This window comes from Paenibacillus sp. FSL W7-1332 (assembly GCF_037969785.1).
Taxonomy (GTDB): domain Bacteria; phylum Bacillota; class Bacilli; order Paenibacillales; family Paenibacillaceae; genus Paenibacillus_AQ.
Genome location: NZ_CP150209.1, coordinates 636,742 through 653,950 on the forward strand (window position 1 = coordinate 636,742; position 17,209 = coordinate 653,950).

Genomic DNA, 17,209 nt, shown 5'->3' on the forward strand with positions numbered 1-17,209 from the left:
TGGTTGCAAAATGGCCTTGCATGAACTTTATAGTGAGACCTCTTTCCCTCCCTCCAGCAAGAGCAGGTATATTCGTGCCATGCGCAGAATACTGTACAACAAAATCGTCCATGACGGATGGAGGGAAACGGATGAAGCGCAGTTGGGTGAATTCGCCGTATTCATATTCGCTTGGCATGTTTGCCATGATGGTTCCGAGCCAGGCGTTCAGCTCCTTTTACATCTTTTTCTACGTGGATACATTGGGTCTTGGCATAGGGCTGGCATCCCTGGCACGAACCGTATTCCTGATCTGGGATGCGGTTAATAACCCGCTGATGGGGTATTGGTCCGACCGTACGAAGACCCGGCTGGGGCGGCGCAGGCCGTGGGTATTCGGCGCCATTCCGCTGTTTATGCTGACCTTCGTGCTGGTGTTCTCGCCGCCGGAAGGATTGTCTGAGAACGGACTGTTCATGTGGTTCTTAGTTGCCCTTATCCTGTATGAAGCGGTAGCGACCGTATTATGGGTCAATTATGGAGCGCTGTTTCCTGAGCTGTTCCGCGGAGACCGCATCCGGGCGAAAGCTTCGGCCATTCAGCAGGGCTACCAGGTTGTGGCGTTATTGATCGGTACCGCGCTGACCCCGATTATATATGACGCCATGGGATTTTCGAGTATGGCGATTCTGTACGCGCTGCTGTTCGGCGTGTTCATGTTCCTCTGCATGATGAGCGTCCGGGAGCAGGAGACGTACAGCGCCAGCGAGCCGCTGAAGCTTATCCAAGCATTCCGCGAAACCTTGCGCAACAAGAAGTTCTGGGTGTTTAACATCTCCAATTCATTCGCCCAGACAGTAAATGGCCTAATAAGCTCGACGATTCCTTTTTACGCAAAATATGTGCTCAACATCCCGGATAATCAAGTATCTATTCTGCTGGCAGCTGTGTTTGTATCGGTCATTCCGCTGGTATTCGTCTGGTACTGGATGATCCGCCGGATGGACGGCGTGAAGGCATGGCGTTTGTCGCTAGGAGTATATGGGTTATCCGTCATCCCTCTGTGGTTTGGCTATGATCTGATCAGCGGGATTCTGGCAGGCATCGGCGTGGGATTCGGTCTTGCGGGATTTCTGGTAACGCCGGCCATGGTGAGCGGCAACATCATCGACGAAGATGCGGAGCGGACGGGGCTGCGCAGAGAGGGGATCTATACGGCTGTCAGCGGATTTATTACGCGTTCCAGCGGATTGATCTCTGCCCTGGCATTTTTTGTGGTAGGCATGATATTCGGGTATGAAAGCGGTGACAACCCGGGGAGCGATCCGGAATCGACCTTCAGGTATTTGATTAGTGTCGTTCCATTGTGCTTGCTGGCGATTTCCTTCCTGTTATCGTTTGCAACCAAAATCGAATTCTCAAAAACCATAGGAGGCGGGCACGACCATGGAGCGAAGACTGATCATCAACTGTGACGATTTCGGGCAGAGCAAGGCCATGAATGAGGCGATCCGGCATCTGCTGGAGGAGAATAAAGTCTCTTCGGCAACCATTATGACCGTGGCTCCCGGCTTTGAAGAGGCGGCCTCCTGGGCGGCACGCCGACGCCAACCGAATGTGGGGCTGCACCTCACCATGACGAGCGAATTTGAGGCTCTGCGATGGAGCAGCTTAACAGGGCATTCCTCCCTTCATGATGCCAGCGGCCATCAATACCGGACCGTTCAGGAGTTTGAACGCGGGGCAGAGACGGGTGCCGTGTTAAAAGAGCTGGAGGCGCAGTATAGGTTGGCGAGCCAGGCCGGGATCCGCATCAGCCATGTGGATAATCACATGGGCAGCCTGTACGGGATGGAAACGGGGCGAAGCCTCATTCCGCAGATGCTGTGGAAGACTTCGCGTTGGCGCCTCCCCGCGCGACTATTCCGCTATATCTACCCGGAGGATCCACTGCTCAGCTCGCTGCCGAATATCGAGCGTCCGGTCGCGCTCGCTTCAGGCCTTGCTGACACGTTTGGCGTGCCGATCCCGGATTATCTGCTCTCTCATCCGTTTCCTGTTGTTGAGGGAGAGACTTACGAGAGCTTCAAGCAATCGCTGATTGATAAGCTGTACAGACTCCCTGAAGGGGTCAGTGAAACCTACGTCCATCCCGGAGCGGAAGATGAATGGATGCTGGCGAATATCCCGCATTGGGAGAAGCGGGTATGGGAGTACCGGCTGCTGTTCGATGACGATTTTGCTTACGGACTGCGGGATGCCAAGGTGATTCTGACGGATTACCGTTATGTAGAGGAGCATTTAAAGAAGCCCCGCGTGCGCTCGGCCATGAAGCTGATGAAGGCAATGGCCAAAAAAACGTAAGTCTGTGCCAAAACAAGCCATGCCGCGGCACCGGCAGGGCTTGTTTGTCTGTTAAGTACGGTTGGCTTTCGCCGACCGATGCTAGATGCTGCTGACGTATAAGTTTACTTCGCTTTAGCTTCCAGCATAGCGATCTGTTCCTTGTATTGGTCCAGCAGCTTCGCCAATGCCTCTTTAATGGCATCCGAGTCCTTGGAACCTACGGCTTTGAAGAGGTCGATTCTGGCATGGATGAAAGCCAGATCTTCATCGCTGATTTTCACTGCCTCCAAACCAGTTGCCTCGCTATGGATCACGTCGTGTTTCACTATGCCGGCATCGGTTTTAACAGCTTCGGCTACTTCTATTGCCGTACCTTCTAGTGGAGTAAACTCCTTGATCTGGATCGCTTTGAATTCCTTGATATCCCCGCTGCCCGAGGACCCGTTGATATCTACAGCCGGAGTAGCCTTCACGGCAATTGCAATTCCGAATTCGCCATCTCCCGTAACCGGCTGTGCATCACCGTTGTCTGCGTCGACAGCTGCAGCCTCCGAGAAGAAGAAGGTTCCCTCGGCTCCGGCAAGCTTGCCGTACTTCTCAAGCGTTTCTTTCCAATCCTGTACCGTTTCCGGTGCATATTTCTCTGCCAATTCCAGCGGGTTCGGCAGAATGGAGATGGTAGTGGCGGCTTGTATAGGTGCGCTTTTGCCTGGTTGTTTTGGTACATCACTTGTGTCAGCTCCTGATGCATGTACGGGGACGGCTGCCGTTCCAAGCAGGGCGGCGGACAGGGCGAGCTTGCCAAACAGTTTGTGTTTCATCGTTTAACACTCCTTGTGGGGTTGGTTTGTCTTACAGTACCCAGTGTACGAGTCAGCATTGGCAGAACATTGGTGTATTTGTGGAAAAATAATGGCAATCCCCTTCATCTTCCTACAGCTTGGTATACTGAGAGGAGATGAAGCCCGGAGGTCTATATATATGAACCAAAATTATCTCATCGCCGTGGTTGACGATGATCAGCATATACGTAATTTGGTGGAAGCTTATTTGCGCAAGGAGGGCTACAAGACGGTTGGCCTTGGCACGGCAGAGGAGGGCTGGGAGATGTGGAGAACGAATCCGCCGGATATGTGGGTGCTGGATATTATGCTGCCCGGCATGGACGGCTTCGAATTGTGCCGACGGATCCGTGCAGAGGCCGAGGTCCCGATCATCATGATCTCTGCCAAGGATAGCGAAGTGGATAAAATACTGGGGCTTGAGCTGGGAAGCGATGACTACATGGTCAAGCCGTTCAGCCCGCGCGAGTTGGTTGCCCGAATCAAACGACAGCTGAACCGATGGTACAAATTCCATCATGAGGAGCGTGTTCCGCGGCTTGCGCCGGCTTCTCCGGAGCTTAGCAACGGACGCCTTCAGTTAATGCTGGAGGAGCGGCGCGTGTTCTGGGATGGGGAAGAAGTGGATATGACCAACAAAGAATTCGAGATGCTGAAAGTGTTTGCCGAGCATCCGAACCGTGCGTTTACAAGGGATGAGCTGCTAACCTCCGTATGGGGCGACGACTATTTTGGAAGCGACCGTGCGGTCGATCATCTCATTAAACGGCTTCGCAAGAAGGTGGAGCAGCTGCCGATCGAGGCTATCTGGGGGCATGGATACCGAATGAGAGTGGATGGGGAGGAATCATCGATATGAAGCTGGTGCATCAGATCAATCTTGCGTTTGCCTTGTCGCTAATACTCGTGCTCTCCGTGACGGCGGTTGTGATTCATTATGTGCTGATGGACCATTTTATCGGGACGCAGAGAAAGGACATGCAGACCATAGGGGCTGAGCTGACGGCAAAACTCGAAACTGCCGCTGCCAAGAGCATTCCTATTGAGAGTGCGCCTTTGGCGGTTAGCGGCTTGACCTCGGCACAGGTAGCGGAAGTAGGCGTAATCATCCAGGATAACGAAGGGAATGTGGTCAGCTCGATTCCGGTAACTCCCTCCGCTCAATTCATGGTAAGTCAGGCGATTCGTCCGGACTATGTGGCTTCGTACTCATCCGCAGCGGGGAGCGGTAAATTCCTCACCGAGGTGACGGCGGTTCCTCAAGGGACGCTGACACTGATCACTCCGATCAGCAAGATTAAGGCCATTGAGCAGGCGCTGATGGGGCGTTTGATGCTCGTATTTGCTGTGGGAGGCGTAATCATGGTTATCTTAAGCTTGTTCATCACCAAGAGATTGATTAAGCCGCTCATGCTGCTGCGGGAGGAATTGAAGAAGGTGAAAGAGCGCCAGTTCTCCGAAGTTCAGCGGGTATCGGCAAGCGGAGAGATCGGCGTAGTTGCAGAGTCCGTGTACGAAATGGCGGGTGAGCTGGAGCGGTACAATCATGTGCAGAAGCAATTCTTCCAGAACGCATCCCACGAGCTGAAGTCGCCGCTCATGTCCATCTCCGGGTATGCGGAGGGAATTCGGGACGGGGTATTCGAAGGGGAGGAGATCCGCAAAGGGCTGGATATCATTATGAGTGAGAGCAGCCGCATGACCAATATCGTGACCGAGATGACGCTGCTCGCGAAGCTGGACAGCGAGGACGACATCTTTAAGGCAACGGCGGTCAATTTGAAGGAGCTCGTGGAGGAAACGATCGAAAGAGTCAATCCAGTCTTGGTGAAAAAGGGACTGTTCGTGCATCCTTCCTATGGCGATAACGAATCGTTAATGGTGTATGCTGACCGGGATAAGCTGCTGCAAGCGCTGCTGAATATCGTTTCGAATGGAGCAAGGCACGCGAGCAAGCATATATACATTCAAGCCGGTATCCAAAATAGCCGGGTATTCCTCACCGTTTCCGATGATGGCGAGGGCATATCCGAGGAACTGCTTCCGTATTTGTTCCACCGGTTTGTGAAGGGCAAGAATGGGGAGTCCGGTCTGGGTCTGGCCATTGCTCGCGCCATCGTGGAGCGCTGCGGAGGTCTGATCACGGCAGGGAATCGAACGGAGGGAGGGGCCGTCATCTCGGTTGGTTTCCCTCCGCATAGAAAGACCACCGTCTTTTAGTTCAGGTGTGTCCCCATCTAGGTCTACAGACAGAATCATAAAGATAGGGTAAGAGGGGTCTTTTCTGGGTAATTATACTTAGATAAGGCCTCTTTTTTTGCGCGTTCGCACATATCATTCAATATTCTCTAACAAAACGCGTAAGCTATAGAGGATTTCAAGTGGGAAGGCAGAATTCTGTATATATCCGGGCAAGCTGGATGATAACAGGTGACAAGCATGATACAAAATAATCAAAAGGCGATGGTGATGTTGTCCATGGATATGCAGTATCGAATTGAAAAAGATTTTCTGGGGGAAAAACAGCTTCCTGTGGAAGCCTATTACGGAATTAATACGGTTAGGGCGGTAGAGAATTTTCCGATCAGCGGGGTACCCATCCATGCAGAATTGATATCTGCACTGGGCGAAGTTAAGAAAGCCGCTGCCCTGGCGAACATGGAGCTTGGCCTGCTGCCGAAAAAGATAGGCAGTGCCATTATAGAGGCGGCAGACGAGATCATCGCGGGTAATCTCCGTTCCGAATTTATTGTCGATTCCATCCAGGGCGGAGCAGGTACTTCGATCAATATGAATATGAATGAGGTATTGGCGAACCGGGCGCTGGAGATTTTGGGGAAACAGAAGGCCGAGTATTTCTACTGCAATCCTAATAATCATGTTAATATGTCGCAGTCCACGAACGATGCCATCCCGACGGCGATCCGCATCGCGTCTTACCGTCTGACGCAGGATCTGCTTGAGGTGTTCCGGACCTTGGTTGCCGGCATTCAGGAGAAGGCCAAGGAATTTGATGATGTCATCAAGATGGGGCGCACGCATCTGCAGGATGCGGTACCGATTCGACTCGGACAAGAGTTCGGGGCTTATGCCAATGTTCTGACACGTGACATCAACCGGATCGAGCGGGCCGCGCAAGGCTTGCTAGTCGTTAATATGGGGGCGACCGCGGTAGGTACGGGGCTTAATGCAACACCGGACTATATGCACAGTGTCGTCCAGCATTTAATTGAGCAGACAGGCTTCTCCTTGAAGCAAGCCGAAGATTTGGTCGATGCCACCCAGAATACCGATGCGTATATGGAATTGTCGGCTGCGCTCAAAGTGTGTGCCGTGAATTTCTCGAAAATGTGCAACGATATCCGCTTGATGGCTTCCGGTCCGAGAGCGGGCTTGAACGAATTGAACGTACCGGCAAGACAACCGGGTTCGTCGATTATGCCGGGCAAGGTCAATCCGGTGATGGCTGAGGTCATGAACCAGGTGTCGTTCCAGGTTATCGGCAATGACCATACGATCAGTTTGGCATGCGAAGCCGGGCAATTCGAACTTAACGTCATGGTTCCTGTCGCAGCGAACAACTTAATGCATTCCCTCAAAATCCTGAAGAACGGCATGGATGTGTTCTACAAGAATCTGATGGTCGATCTTACGGCGAATAAGGAACGCTGCAAGTACTTCGTGGATAACAGCTACGGCATTATTACGGCATTGAACCCGCATCTGGGTTATGACGTAGCCTCCAGACTCGTGAAGGAAGCGCAGAAGACAGGTCAAAGCATCAGGGAGATTATTCTGGAGCAGGGTCTTTTGACAGAGGAACAGATCCAGGTCATTCTGGACCCTTATCATATGACATCTCCAGGTATTGCCGGAGAAGAGTTCCTGCTGAACCAATAAGGTGTACCCTTGTTTTATCGATACGAAGAGCCGACCAAGATGTCATCTTGGTCGGCTCTTTTTTGGTGCTGTCGATTATCTCTGACGGATGTCGTAGATTTATGGATTGTTGAGTGCAGCTATAAGAGAGGCAATGACGTTCTTCTCGGGATCATCCAGCTCCTTGTTCGTTTGCCATTGCTCGAGCTCTTCTTCCACCTGTGTAACATTCTGATAACCAAGATGGTAAGCAATATTGGAAATGACGCTTTGCCTCATATCGTTGTCACTCAAATCAGCGAGTGCTCGAACCACGCCCTTCGTGTCTCTGGCAAACAATTCTCCTGCAGTGGCGGCGTATTGCTCGGCAGAGGCACCGTCGAGATTGGTGGTTGCCATGAACAGGCTCCTGTAATGTTCGGGTTTGATAAGGGACCGGTGGGTATACAGCAGCTCAAGAGTCTCCAATGTTTTGCCACTGCTCAGGCGGTTGTATTCTGTCCAGTCCATGCCTTCCAATTGAGCAAGCATGTTCGTGACTTTATCCTCGGTATTCATGTCTTCTCCTTCATATAATGAAAATACGTTTTCCGCCGTACTGTTGTAGTCCGCCACTGCAGTTGTCGGAGGTTCGGATGATGGAGCCGGCGCTTCAACTGGATTGCTCGAACAGGCTGTTACAAGAAATAGGACAGCCATGAGGAACAAGTAAGCCATATTGGGTTTGAACATGGATTCTCATCTCCTTTACATCCTAAACGGATATTTGCTGTAAATAGTTACATAAACAGGAGGAGAACATAAGAATATGTTTCCAAATATCTGCTTATCCCGTATGCCTTGATAAATGTTAAGATGAAAGCTGCCATGTTCACATTCGATTAAGTTTTACTGGCAGGCTCCATTTGCCGATAAAAGTGATAGAATAAACGTTAGGTTAGATTAAAGTGGCAGTATGATAAAAAGGGGTATGTGGTTTTGGATAATCGATGTGGTGAAATAACCGATCAGGAGATCATTCGGCAAACGAAGCAGCAGTGTATAGACAAGGGGATGAACCCGGAGCTGATTCCAACACATACGAATCGATTGAATGACGAAGTATTGGCCGCAAGACGTGCAAAATATAAAGAATACATCGAAGTGATACAGGTTTTCGTGAATAAGTTTCTTTCTTCAGGATCAGGAAACCCTGTCGTGATTACGATTACGGATAACGAGGGATTCATTCTTGATATGGAAGGGGACCCGACCATCATAGAAACAGCCCGGTATTTGGGTATCACCGAGGGCAACGGCTATTCCCAAGAAGATGGTCCAAGCTCTATTGATCTGTGTCTCCGGTACGAACGGCCGTTTACGTTGATAGGAGAGGATCATTTTCATCACATTCTGCACCGTATGGCATGTTATTCGGCTCCCTTTCACAGCGTGGATGGGAAGGAAATCCTAGGAACCATTTCTCTAATGACGAACAGGGAGTTTGTTCACCCACATTTGCATGCTTTGCTGTGTACGATGGCCGATTCCCTGGAACGGGAGATGGTTACCCGCAAACAGAACACGCAGCTGCAAACCTTGAATCAGGTGCTTCTCGGAACGAATCATTATGGCGTGATCATTACCGATGCAAAGGGTCAGATTCTGGAGATGAACGAAACCAGCTTAAGCCTGCTGTACAAAGGCGGCAGTGATCGGAGACGAACCCAATATGTGGGTCGCTCGGTGTTTGGTATTAAGCCGATTGGCGAGTATTATGAGCAGGTGATACACCGGCAGCAAATCTGCATCGGAGAAGAGCTTTCGCTTGAGATATCCGGAAACATGAATCATTATATACTGGATGTTCAGCCTGCTTACGACCGTGGGGGACAGCTCATGCGGGTGGTAGGTTTTCTTCGTGATATTACGGAGTTGAAGCGTACGGAGGAAGTACTGCGGAATACGGAAAAGCTGGTGTTTGCCGGTCAGGTTGCCGTAAGCATCGCCCATGAAGTGCGTAACCCGCTCACCACGGTGAAGGGAATGCTCCAGTTGGCGAATAAGGAGGCCTGTCTTCGGCACTATGATCTGATCATGTCCGAGCTGGAACGGGCCAATCTGATGGTAGGGGAATTTATGATTTTGGGCAAGCCCCAGGCTGCGGTCTTTAAGCTTGAGGACTGCGGTCAAATTCTGGATGAGGTGCTCCACTTGTTTGCGATCCAGGCGGAGCTTAGCGGGATTGAAATGACCCGAAACATCGGGCAGAATGCTACGATTCTATGCGACCGGAACCAGATTAAGCAAGTTTTTCTTAATATTCTGAAAAATGCGATGGAAGCCTTGCCGCATGGCGGGAATATTCACATTCATCTGGATGTGCAGGAAGGATATCAACGCGTGATCTTTACGGATAACGGCTCCGGCATGACGGACGATGTGCTCCAGCGGATTGGGGAGCCATTTCATACGACCAAGCCGGACGGCAATGGCCTTGGCATTATGATCGTCCATCGGATCATGGAGAGCCATAATGGCCGGATTGTCATCCGGAGCGAGGAAGAGCGAGGGACATCGGTCGAAATAAGTCTGCCGATCTCGTAATATGTCGATACTTAGATAGGTGTAACTTGTTGTGATATTATGCTAAATTATTAGAGGGTTTTTATATCCACACTACGAGGTTGACATCTAAAGGAGGATTTTTTTCTTGGATTGGCAGGATATCCTATTTAAGTTTGTAGGCGGCTTGGGCATTTTTCTGTTCGGCATCAAGTACATGTCGGACGGACTGCAGAAGTCAGCAGGAGACAAAATGCGCGGGTTGCTGGAGAAATACACGTCCAACCCGGTGCTGGGCGTGCTGGTCGGTGTCGGTGTCACGATTCTGATTCAATCCTCATCAGGAACGACCGTGATGGCGATCGGACTGGTCAATGCGGGACTGATGACACTTCGACAAGCCATAGGCGTTATTATGGGCGCCAACATTGGCACAACCATGACTGCATTTATCGTGGGGATCAAAATTGAAGAATATGCACTGCCCATTATTGCGGTAGGAGCGTTCTTTTTATTTTTCTTTAACAAGAAAAGATTTCAATATATTGGCCAAGTGATTTTTGGATTTGGTACCCTGTTCCTAGGGTTGTCGACTATGGGCAGTGGGGTGAAGCCGCTTAGTCAGCTTCCTGCCTTCACGGATTTTATGATCCAGCTAAAGGACCAACCGATCCTGGCTCTTATTGTTGGTACTTTGTTCACGGTGATTGTGCAAAGCTCGAGCGCGACCATCGGTATATTGCAGACGATTGCAGACGAAGGCATGATCAGCCTGCAAGGATCGCTACCGATCCTGTTTGGCGATAACATCGGGACCACTATTACGGCAGTGCTTGCTTCGATTGGCGCAACAGTCGCCGCAAAGCGAACAGCCTTGGTGCACGTCATCTTTAACGTCATCGGTGCCATTATCTTTATGATTCTGCTGATTCCCGTGCATTCTCTGGTGGCGTGGCTGGGTGAAGGCGTTAATATCCGTATGCAAATCGCATACGCTCACGGCATCTTCAATACGACCAATGCCCTGATCTTCCTGCCTCTAATTCCGACTCTGGCCTGGATCGTAACCAAGATCATTCCCGGCAAAATGCAGGAAATTGAATTTAAGGCGATTTATTTGGATGAACGTTTACTGGCCACTCCGGCTGTCGCTTTTGGACAAGCCCAGCATGAAATTCTGCGCATGGGGCAATATGCCCGAGAGACGCTCAATGATGCGTCTGCTTTCTTTTTCAGCAGGGAACCCCGGGTGGGGGAACTCGCCCTGCAGAAGGAAGAGCTTATCAACGAATTGAATCGGAAAATTACGGATTATATGGTGAAAATCCAGCAGCAGAACGGATTGCCGGAAGGGGAGTCCGAAAAAGCCTCCGGTTGGTTCCAACTGGTGAACGATATTGAGCGGATCGGCGATCATGCGGAAAATATCGTGGAGCTCTCCGAATTCAGCATTAATAAAAAGGTTGAGTTCTCAGAGGAAGCCGGGCGCGAGCTGAAGGAAATGCTGTCCTTAGCCGACAAGGCGGTGGAACGGGCGCTGACTGCGTTAGAGCATAATGACGTGGCCGCGGCTCAAGAGGTGCTGGACTATGAGCGGCAATTAGACGAGATGGAAGTTAGGTTCCGCAAGAGTCATATCCAGCGGTTGAACCAGAATCTGTGCACAGGGAACTCTGGAGCGGTCTATCTGGATATTCTGAGCAACTTGGAACGTGTCGGAGACCACAGTAAGAACATCGCTCAATTCGTCATGCACGAGGAGTAGGCTTAATCGATATGGATTCCATAGAAACAGCGCTGGCCAAGCCAGTCCTTAGAACTCAAGGACAGGGCATGCCAGCGCTGTTTGTTATAGGATAAAGTACTTCATCCTTATTCCCAGTAACGGGACATAATGTCCGTAGCCCATTCGGGCTGCTTGGTCTGCGTCTTCGGCAAAAACTCCTCCATGACAGGTTTGATATCAACGACGGGAGTCCCGTCTATGGCATCCAGCCCTTTTACGAAAACGGACCTGCCCTCTCTGCTTACCAACTCCACCATGGTGGCTCCTAGTCTGTTGGGTCGGTTCTTGCCCCGCTGGGCGAAGATACCGACCTTGGGAAAGCTCGGATTATTTCGCGGATGTCTCGCCGCGTACTGGATGCTGTCGTCCTGGACGAGATGGAATACATAGATGATTTCGAGGTGGCTGAACGTTTCAATCCCATCCAGGGAGCTTTCATCCCACGCTTCGCCCAGCTTGATCTCCGAGATGACATCCCCCCAGTAATCATCCTGAATCGCCTTTCTTTCGTTATGGACCATTCCGATTGCCTGTATCGTATACATGCGTTAACCTCCTTTTAGGTTATCGTTCCTTCATATAAACTTCCGGCGTTTTACCGATCACCGCTTTAAAATCCCGGATAAAATGCGACTGGTCGTAATAGCCCATGTCCATGGCCAATTGCAGTGCATCCTGTTGATCAAGGCCTTCAAGCATCTCGGCGGCATTTTGCAGCCGGTACAGGCGGATCACCCATTTAGGGCTTACCCCGACGTACTGCTTGAACAGGCGCTGAAGTGATCTCGGGCTCATCTGGAACCATTCGCTAACCTGCTCGACTCGGATGATGTCCCGGTTGTGATGAATGTGATCGATGATGGCATGAATCCGTTCGATCTGTTCGTCTTCTTCGGGGAGAACACGGCGGATAAGCTCCTCCATGTACCTGACTTTTTGCTCCGGTTCTTCTGCGGTCAATAGCTGCTGTTCCAGCGTATGGGAGTCGACTCGGAGAATCTCCATGGTCCCTATGGAGGAATCCGTCAGACGGTCCATGGACGTGTTCACGAACGGATAGAATCCGCCGGGTCTGAACTTGATTCCGAATACTTGGCCCCTCCCCTCCAGATGGTGGGAATGCCTGGTGCTGGATACGCCGTAAAAAGCGGTTCGATGAAGCTGGACGACCAAGTTTGCGCAAGGATTAGGAACAACATCCTGCAGATGAGGCTCCTGACCGGTTAAATCCCAATGAATGATCCAGTAATGCTTGATGAAATAGGAAAGGTCGCTGGATGGGGGAATTCGCAGGAGCTGGAACTTCTCTCCGGCTCTTTTCATGTTCAAAATGCCAAGGCTGGACTGATGAGGATGCTGAATCATGGACATAAACACCTCCAATTAATCCGTAGCAGGCCTGGATCGATAGACCATAGATCACTGGCCCCATACGGGACTTGTGCTTGTGATTTGAAGTGATTCCATAGGTTGCAGCCTGTCGCATTTTTACAATACTTGGATCGCAGCTGCTTGATAACATCATCATATCACAGGAGGACAAGTCGGTCTTCCTGCGCATTTTATAGAGGGTAGGAGGAAGCTGCATGGAGCCGTTGCAATATGAGTTTTATATCGGTGCTTCGCCGGAGAAGGTATGGGATGTCTTAATTTCGCCGGAGGGTACGCGGGCCACCTTTTTCGGGAGCGAACTGAGATCTTCATTTGAAGTCGGGGAGCCTTATGCTTATGTGGGTCCGGGGAATGACGGGGAGGAGACGGTTCATGTCTATGGGAAGGTTCTGGCTTATGAGCCGCAGAAGACACTGAGTCTGTCCGAGCATCCGGGGCCGTCGTATTATGCCAATCATGAGGAGCTGGAGTCTCGGATTACATTCACTCTCGAGCTGGTAGGGAATTGTACCAAGCTGACGCTCGTCAATGATCAATATACGCCAAATCACCCGTCCCGTGCCAAGGCAGCGGAAGGCTGGTGGATGACCATGAGCATTCTGAAGACCTATGCGGAGACGGGGAAGACGCTGGAATTAGGCTGGTAGCCACAGGGTGAATAATCGGCATATGGCCGACAGCATCCAAGCATCCGGCTGGACTGTACCGTTACGCATGATGCATGGAATCGTTATATGCCCAGGAAAGAAAGTCGATTAAAGAGCCGTAATGGCTCTTTTTTTGCGGGGGTTTATAGAGGCAGGCAGCAGGCGTATAAGCCGTTTAATTTCTTCACCGTGTGTATTTTATAGGAGGTTTGGAGTCTGATCAGTCAGAAGCCTATTTACGGTGTGTAGCAGATGGATAGATTGTACCAATAAGGGAAACTCTATACCTAAAAAGGAAGGGAGGTCCAAGGGTGAGCTGGATCATGATTTTGAAGGCGGTGGGAATTATTGTTGCCGGAACCATCCTATTTCGGATCGGCGGCAGGAAATCCATCTCACAGATGACCATTACGCAGGTTGTCATTATGATCGGGATTGGTTCATTGCTCGTACAGCCTCTAAGCGGTCAGGGCTATTGGGTTACGATCGGGGTTGCTACCGTCCTCATTCTCTCTATGGTTATTATGGAGTACATCGAGTATAAGGCTGACGGGCTGGAGACGTTAATCTCCGGCAAATCGGTGGTGGTCATTGAACACGGCAAACTTCATGAGGCCAGTCTCGACAAGCTGAGACTCACGGTGGATAAGCTGGAGATGAGGCTAAGACAGGCGGGAATCGCCAATATATCGGACGTGGAGTGGGCTACGCTGGAGGTCAGCGGAAATCTGGGATACACCTTGAAGAGCCATAAGCAACCGGCTACAAAAGAGGATATTAACCAGCTTATGGCGCTCATTAGCCAGATTGTCCCTGTCCCTGCCACACCTCAATCGGAGACCAGCTCCGCTGCTAGCCTCTTCTCTGAAATCAAGAACGGCCATCAGTCGAAAGTGCCGGAGAAATGGCAGTAATTAGAACTGGAGTGGAATGACGAATTGGTTGAGAACCAAAAGTGGGAGTTGCTTCGCTTTTGGTTCTTTCACTTGCCAAATTTCTGATAGCGGGTATGATTTAGGTATCCATCCCGGCTTGCCGATAAGCGGCTTCCGGCAATGGGAAAGATGGGAGTGAATGAAACATGACGGAGCGGAGGCAACTCCCTGTCCAGCAAATTCGTATCGGTATTATCGGAAGCCAGACGATCGTTGATAAAATTATGAAGGTCATTGAAACCTTTCCTTCCTTTGACCCCGTACCGCTTGTTTTTCAGGATGATGACGAAGCGCCGGCCCTGGCTGAGCGGATCGGAGGCGAGGTTGAGGTGTTGTTCCTCTCGGATCCGCTGACCCAGCGCAAGGTGAAGGAGCTCGGACAGGTCTCGATCCCTGTGCATTATGTCCCCGTCACGGACGCGGGTTTATATAAAGCGTTGTTCCATGCCGGGGAGCGGGGAAGACTGGCTGGCGGCATATCGGTGGATACTTTAACCGAGACGATGGTGGTCCGGACGATAAGGGATCTGGGTATCCCGGCCGTACAGGCCGCCATTTACGATGGACCGGCTTATGCCCCGAAGGAGAACCTGGTTGCTTTTCACCGTCTACAATATGAATCCGGCGCGTGCTCCGTTGCGTTCACGGGCGTGGAAGCGGTGGCCCATGAGCTGACGAGGCTCGGGGTCCCTAATGAGTGGCTGCTGCCTTCCGATCAGGATATCGTGGTATCGCTGGAGCGGGCTTTGCTGTCTACGGCATCCCGCCGCAGCAGGGAAGGCCAGATCGTGGTGGGGATGATTAATATAGATGATTTTGGAACCCAGGCGTTAAGACGGAATAATGAGCATGAGGTGCAGAAGCTGAAGCTGGACATTCACCGGATGGTGCTCGATTATGTGGAATCGCTTGACGGATATCTGACCCATCTGGGCGGGGACGAGTATTTGTTCTTCACGACACGCGGTATCTTTGAACGGGAAACCGGCGGCTATAAAACGATCCCCTTGGCTAAAGACGTGAACAAAACCTATGGCATTTCGCTCAGCATCGGCATGGGTTTTGGCCAGTCGGCCAGCATGGCGGGAACCAATGCGCGAATCGCGATGCGGAAATCCAAGGAGGTGGGCGGCAACGCCTGCTTTATCGTGCGTGAGGACGGCACGCTGATCGGACCGCTGGAGATGTCCGACCCTGTGCAGGAGGTGCTGTCCTTTACGGATGCAGGGCTGATCAAGCGGGCAGAGGACGCAGGGATGACGAGCGCCTACTTGAGCAAGCTGCTGAACCAGCGTGCCCGTTCGGGTAAATATGAATACAAGGTCCATGAGCTCGCTCACCTGCTGGACATTACCGTCCGCAGTGCACATCGGCTGCTCCAACTGTGGACCGACAACGACTTGGTTGAGATAGCCGGAATCGAGAAGGTGCCGAGGGGAAGGCCAAGGCAGATATTCAGATTCACGTTTTTGGAGTAGCGTTGTGAAATAACTTTGGGAACACTGGCGCCTCTTCCGTTATGCGACGGAGGAGGCGCTTTTCCGGTATGGTCCCGCTAGAAGAGTTTTTTTAGCGCGCCTGCAACCTTCCAGATGATGGAACCGTTAGTAGATAAAATGGGAAATATTTATCTACAGGGGGCTGAAGTATGGGAAAGCGGGGTTCATGGATTGCTGCTTTGATGCTTATCGTATTGCTGGTCAGCGGCTGCTCTTCGGGTACTCAAGACAAAAGCACCGGAGGTGCCGCGCCCGTCGAAAAGAAAGTAACATCGACGGATCATGCCTCAAACAAATCAGACGGAGGTGCGGCGGAAGCCGAAAGCGCAACGGCGGATAAGAGCAAGAACAGCGCCGAGGAGCCGGCATCGGCGGATGCTGAGCTTCCGAATATGCCATCGCCTGCCCAGACTTCCGGCGCAGGGTTTAACTCGCAGGATTTGTCAAGCGGCCTCAACCAAAAGCTGATGTACAAAGCGAATATCGTGATGGAGATTCAGGACTATGGAAAAGCGCAGTCGGAAGTCCGGAACACAGTGACGCTTTCCGGCGGTTATATTGTTAATTTCAGCGAAACCCAGTCCAGCAGCGAAAAAGGCGGCACGTTTATTGTGAAAGTTCCTGCGAACGGTTTCTCCTCCTTTATAGACCGTTTGGAGAACATTGCGCATGAAAGCCTGCAGCGAAGCATCGAAGGGCAGGACGTGACCGAGGAATACATCGATTTGGAATCCAGGCTTAAGGCCAAGCAAATCATGGAGGAGCAGTACGTCGCCTTCATGAAAAAAGCAACAAAAACGACCGACCTTGTCGCTTTTGCCAACGAGCTGGAGCGCATTCAATCCGAAATCGAGCAGATGAAAGGCCGGATGCGTTACATTGACCAAAACGTGTCTTACTCCACGGTAGAAATCAGGCTTTACGAGTCGCCCGAAAAAAAGGATGATCCCAAAACGTCCGCCATTCAAGCGCCGCTCGGACAGCGGGTTTCCCAAGCTTTTCAGGGCAGCATCGATGTGATCACCATCATCATCCAATGGATTATCGTCATCCTTTCCGGTTCACTTCCCTTATTGGTCATCGCGGCCTTCGTTCTGCTCATCCTATGGCTGGCACGAAGATCGGGGCAGCGGAAACGGGAAGAGGCAGCCCGAATACGAAAGCTGCTCAATAACGGCGTGACATCGGAGCAAGGGCATCCGGAAGGACACAAGGACGAGGATAAACGATTGAAAGACGAATAACGGCAGGAGCAGACCAAATACATCAAAAAACAATCATAAAATCCAGAGGAAGGCAAAGGCAAATCTTCAGATTCACCATTCTGGAATAGAATATCAGATATGTATTATAATGGAGG

The 17,209-nt window shown here is 51.1% G+C and carries 15 protein-coding genes; 11 read left to right on the plus strand and 4 right to left on the minus strand.

The window, feature by feature from the left end; translation table 11 throughout:
• Positions 1-131 precede the first annotated feature (131 nt).
• Positions 132-1,454, plus strand: a complete 1,323-nt coding sequence (locus MKX98_RS02695; protein WP_339221300.1) for an MFS transporter — start codon at positions 132-134, stop codon at positions 1,452-1,454.
• The gene (locus tag MKX98_RS02700) at positions 1,426-2,343 is read left to right on the plus strand and encodes a polysaccharide deacetylase family protein (RefSeq protein ID WP_194540647.1); all 918 of its coding nucleotides are present in this window, start codon (positions 1,426-1,428) and stop codon (positions 2,341-2,343) included. Before MKX98_RS02695 ends, MKX98_RS02700 begins: the two co-directional genes overlap by 29 nt.
• A gap of 104 nt (positions 2,344-2,447) precedes the next feature.
• Here MKX98_RS02700 and MKX98_RS02705 read toward each other — a convergent pair whose 3' ends face one another.
• Complete coding sequence (locus MKX98_RS02705; RefSeq protein ID WP_339221302.1) at positions 2,448-3,146, minus strand: hypothetical protein; 699 nt, start codon at positions 3,144-3,146, stop codon at positions 2,448-2,450.
• A 160-nt stretch (positions 3,147-3,306) separates the two neighbouring features.
• On the opposite strand from MKX98_RS02705, the gene MKX98_RS02710 reads away from it, so the two are divergent.
• The 3 genes from MKX98_RS02710 to aspA all read left to right on the plus strand — a co-directional run bounded on the left by MKX98_RS02710 (position 3,307) and on the right by aspA (position 7,067).
• A complete protein-coding gene (locus MKX98_RS02710) occupies positions 3,307-4,026 on the plus strand; it encodes a response regulator transcription factor (protein ID WP_194540648.1) in 720 nt (239 codons plus the stop codon).
• Positions 4,023-5,387, plus strand: coding sequence for a HAMP domain-containing sensor histidine kinase (locus MKX98_RS02715; RefSeq protein WP_339221304.1), 1,365 nt, complete (start codon positions 4,023-4,025; stop codon positions 5,385-5,387). Before MKX98_RS02710 ends, MKX98_RS02715 begins: the two co-directional genes overlap by 4 nt.
• Before the next feature lie 219 nt (positions 5,388-5,606).
• On the plus strand, positions 5,607-7,067 hold the full coding sequence (gene aspA, locus MKX98_RS02720; protein ID WP_235613212.1) for an aspartate ammonia-lyase: 1,461 nt from the start codon (positions 5,607-5,609) through the stop codon (positions 7,065-7,067).
• A gap of 99 nt (positions 7,068-7,166) precedes the next feature.
• On the opposite strand, the gene MKX98_RS02725 is transcribed toward aspA, so the two are convergent.
• Positions 7,167-7,778 carry a hypothetical protein gene (locus tag MKX98_RS02725; protein ID WP_339221307.1) on the minus strand — a complete coding sequence of 204 codons (612 nt, stop codon included), beginning with the start codon at positions 7,776-7,778 and terminating at the stop codon, positions 7,167-7,169.
• 240 nt (positions 7,779-8,018) lie between these two features.
• Here MKX98_RS02725 and MKX98_RS02730 point away from each other — a divergent pair, with 240 nt between their 5' ends.
• Positions 8,019-9,632 (plus strand): ATP-binding protein, encoded by a 1,614-nt coding sequence (locus MKX98_RS02730; protein WP_194540651.1) that lies wholly within the window; start codon positions 8,019-8,021, stop codon positions 9,630-9,632.
• Between the two features lie 106 nt (positions 9,633-9,738).
• A complete protein-coding gene (locus tag MKX98_RS02735) occupies positions 9,739-11,355 on the plus strand; it encodes a Na/Pi cotransporter family protein (protein ID WP_220686757.1) in 1,617 nt (538 codons plus the stop codon).
• A 107-nt stretch (positions 11,356-11,462) separates the two neighbouring features.
• Here the strand turns inward: MKX98_RS02735 and MKX98_RS02740 are convergent, their stop codons facing one another.
• Both MKX98_RS02740 and MKX98_RS02745 read right to left on the minus strand, forming a co-directional pair.
• Positions 11,463-11,921, minus strand: coding sequence for an SAM-dependent methyltransferase (locus MKX98_RS02740; protein WP_194540653.1), 459 nt, complete (start codon positions 11,919-11,921; stop codon positions 11,463-11,465).
• Between the two features lie 19 nt (positions 11,922-11,940).
• Positions 11,941-12,747, minus strand: a complete 807-nt coding sequence (locus MKX98_RS02745; RefSeq protein WP_339221311.1) for a helix-turn-helix domain-containing protein — start codon at positions 12,745-12,747, stop codon at positions 11,941-11,943.
• A 215-nt stretch (positions 12,748-12,962) separates the two neighbouring features.
• Here MKX98_RS02745 and MKX98_RS02750 point away from each other — a divergent pair, with 215 nt between their 5' ends.
• From MKX98_RS02750 to MKX98_RS02765, 4 genes are all read left to right on the plus strand, one after another.
• Positions 12,963-13,415, plus strand: a complete 453-nt coding sequence (locus MKX98_RS02750) for an SRPBCC family protein (protein ID WP_339221313.1) — start codon at positions 12,963-12,965, stop codon at positions 13,413-13,415.
• Between the two features lie 311 nt (positions 13,416-13,726).
• Positions 13,727-14,329, plus strand: coding sequence for a DUF421 domain-containing protein (locus MKX98_RS02755; RefSeq protein WP_220686755.1), 603 nt, complete (start codon positions 13,727-13,729; stop codon positions 14,327-14,329).
• Between the two features lie 167 nt (positions 14,330-14,496).
• Complete coding sequence (locus tag MKX98_RS02760) at positions 14,497-15,828, plus strand: hypothetical protein (RefSeq protein ID WP_339221316.1); 1,332 nt, start codon at positions 14,497-14,499, stop codon at positions 15,826-15,828.
• A gap of 170 nt (positions 15,829-15,998) precedes the next feature.
• The gene (locus tag MKX98_RS02765; protein ID WP_339221318.1) at positions 15,999-17,093 is read left to right on the plus strand and encodes a DUF4349 domain-containing protein; all 1,095 of its coding nucleotides are present in this window, start codon (positions 15,999-16,001) and stop codon (positions 17,091-17,093) included.
• Positions 17,094-17,209: the final 116 nt, after the last annotated feature.

Excerpts from the sequence above, each read along its gene's own strand:
- MKX98_RS02695 (WP_339221300.1), top strand. The coding sequence starts at position 132 with ATGAAGCGCAGTTGGGTGAATTCGCCGTATTCATATTCGCTTGGCATG.
- MKX98_RS02710 (WP_194540648.1), top strand. The coding sequence starts at position 3,307 with ATGAACCAAAATTATCTCATCGCCGTGGTTGACGATGATCAGCATATA.
- MKX98_RS02745 (WP_339221311.1), bottom strand. The coding sequence starts at position 12,747 with ATGTCCATGATTCAGCATCCTCATCAGTCCAGCCTTGGCATTTTGAAC.
- MKX98_RS02725 (WP_339221307.1), bottom strand. The coding sequence starts at position 7,778 with ATGTTCAAACCCAATATGGCTTACTTGTTCCTCATGGCTGTCCTATTT.
- MKX98_RS02700 (WP_194540647.1), top strand. The coding sequence starts at position 1,426 with ATGGAGCGAAGACTGATCATCAACTGTGACGATTTCGGGCAGAGCAAG.
- MKX98_RS02705 (WP_339221302.1), bottom strand. The coding sequence starts at position 3,146 with ATGAAACACAAACTGTTTGGCAAGCTCGCCCTGTCCGCCGCCCTGCTT.
- MKX98_RS02750 (WP_339221313.1), top strand. The coding sequence starts at position 12,963 with ATGGAGCCGTTGCAATATGAGTTTTATATCGGTGCTTCGCCGGAGAAG.
- MKX98_RS02760 (WP_339221316.1), top strand. The coding sequence starts at position 14,497 with ATGACGGAGCGGAGGCAACTCCCTGTCCAGCAAATTCGTATCGGTATT.
- MKX98_RS02765 (WP_339221318.1), top strand. The coding sequence starts at position 15,999 with ATGGGAAAGCGGGGTTCATGGATTGCTGCTTTGATGCTTATCGTATTG.
- MKX98_RS02715 (WP_339221304.1), top strand. The coding sequence starts at position 4,023 with ATGAAGCTGGTGCATCAGATCAATCTTGCGTTTGCCTTGTCGCTAATA.
- MKX98_RS02740 (WP_194540653.1), bottom strand. The coding sequence starts at position 11,921 with ATGTATACGATACAGGCAATCGGAATGGTCCATAACGAAAGAAAGGCG.
- aspA (WP_235613212.1), top strand. The coding sequence starts at position 5,607 with ATGATACAAAATAATCAAAAGGCGATGGTGATGTTGTCCATGGATATG.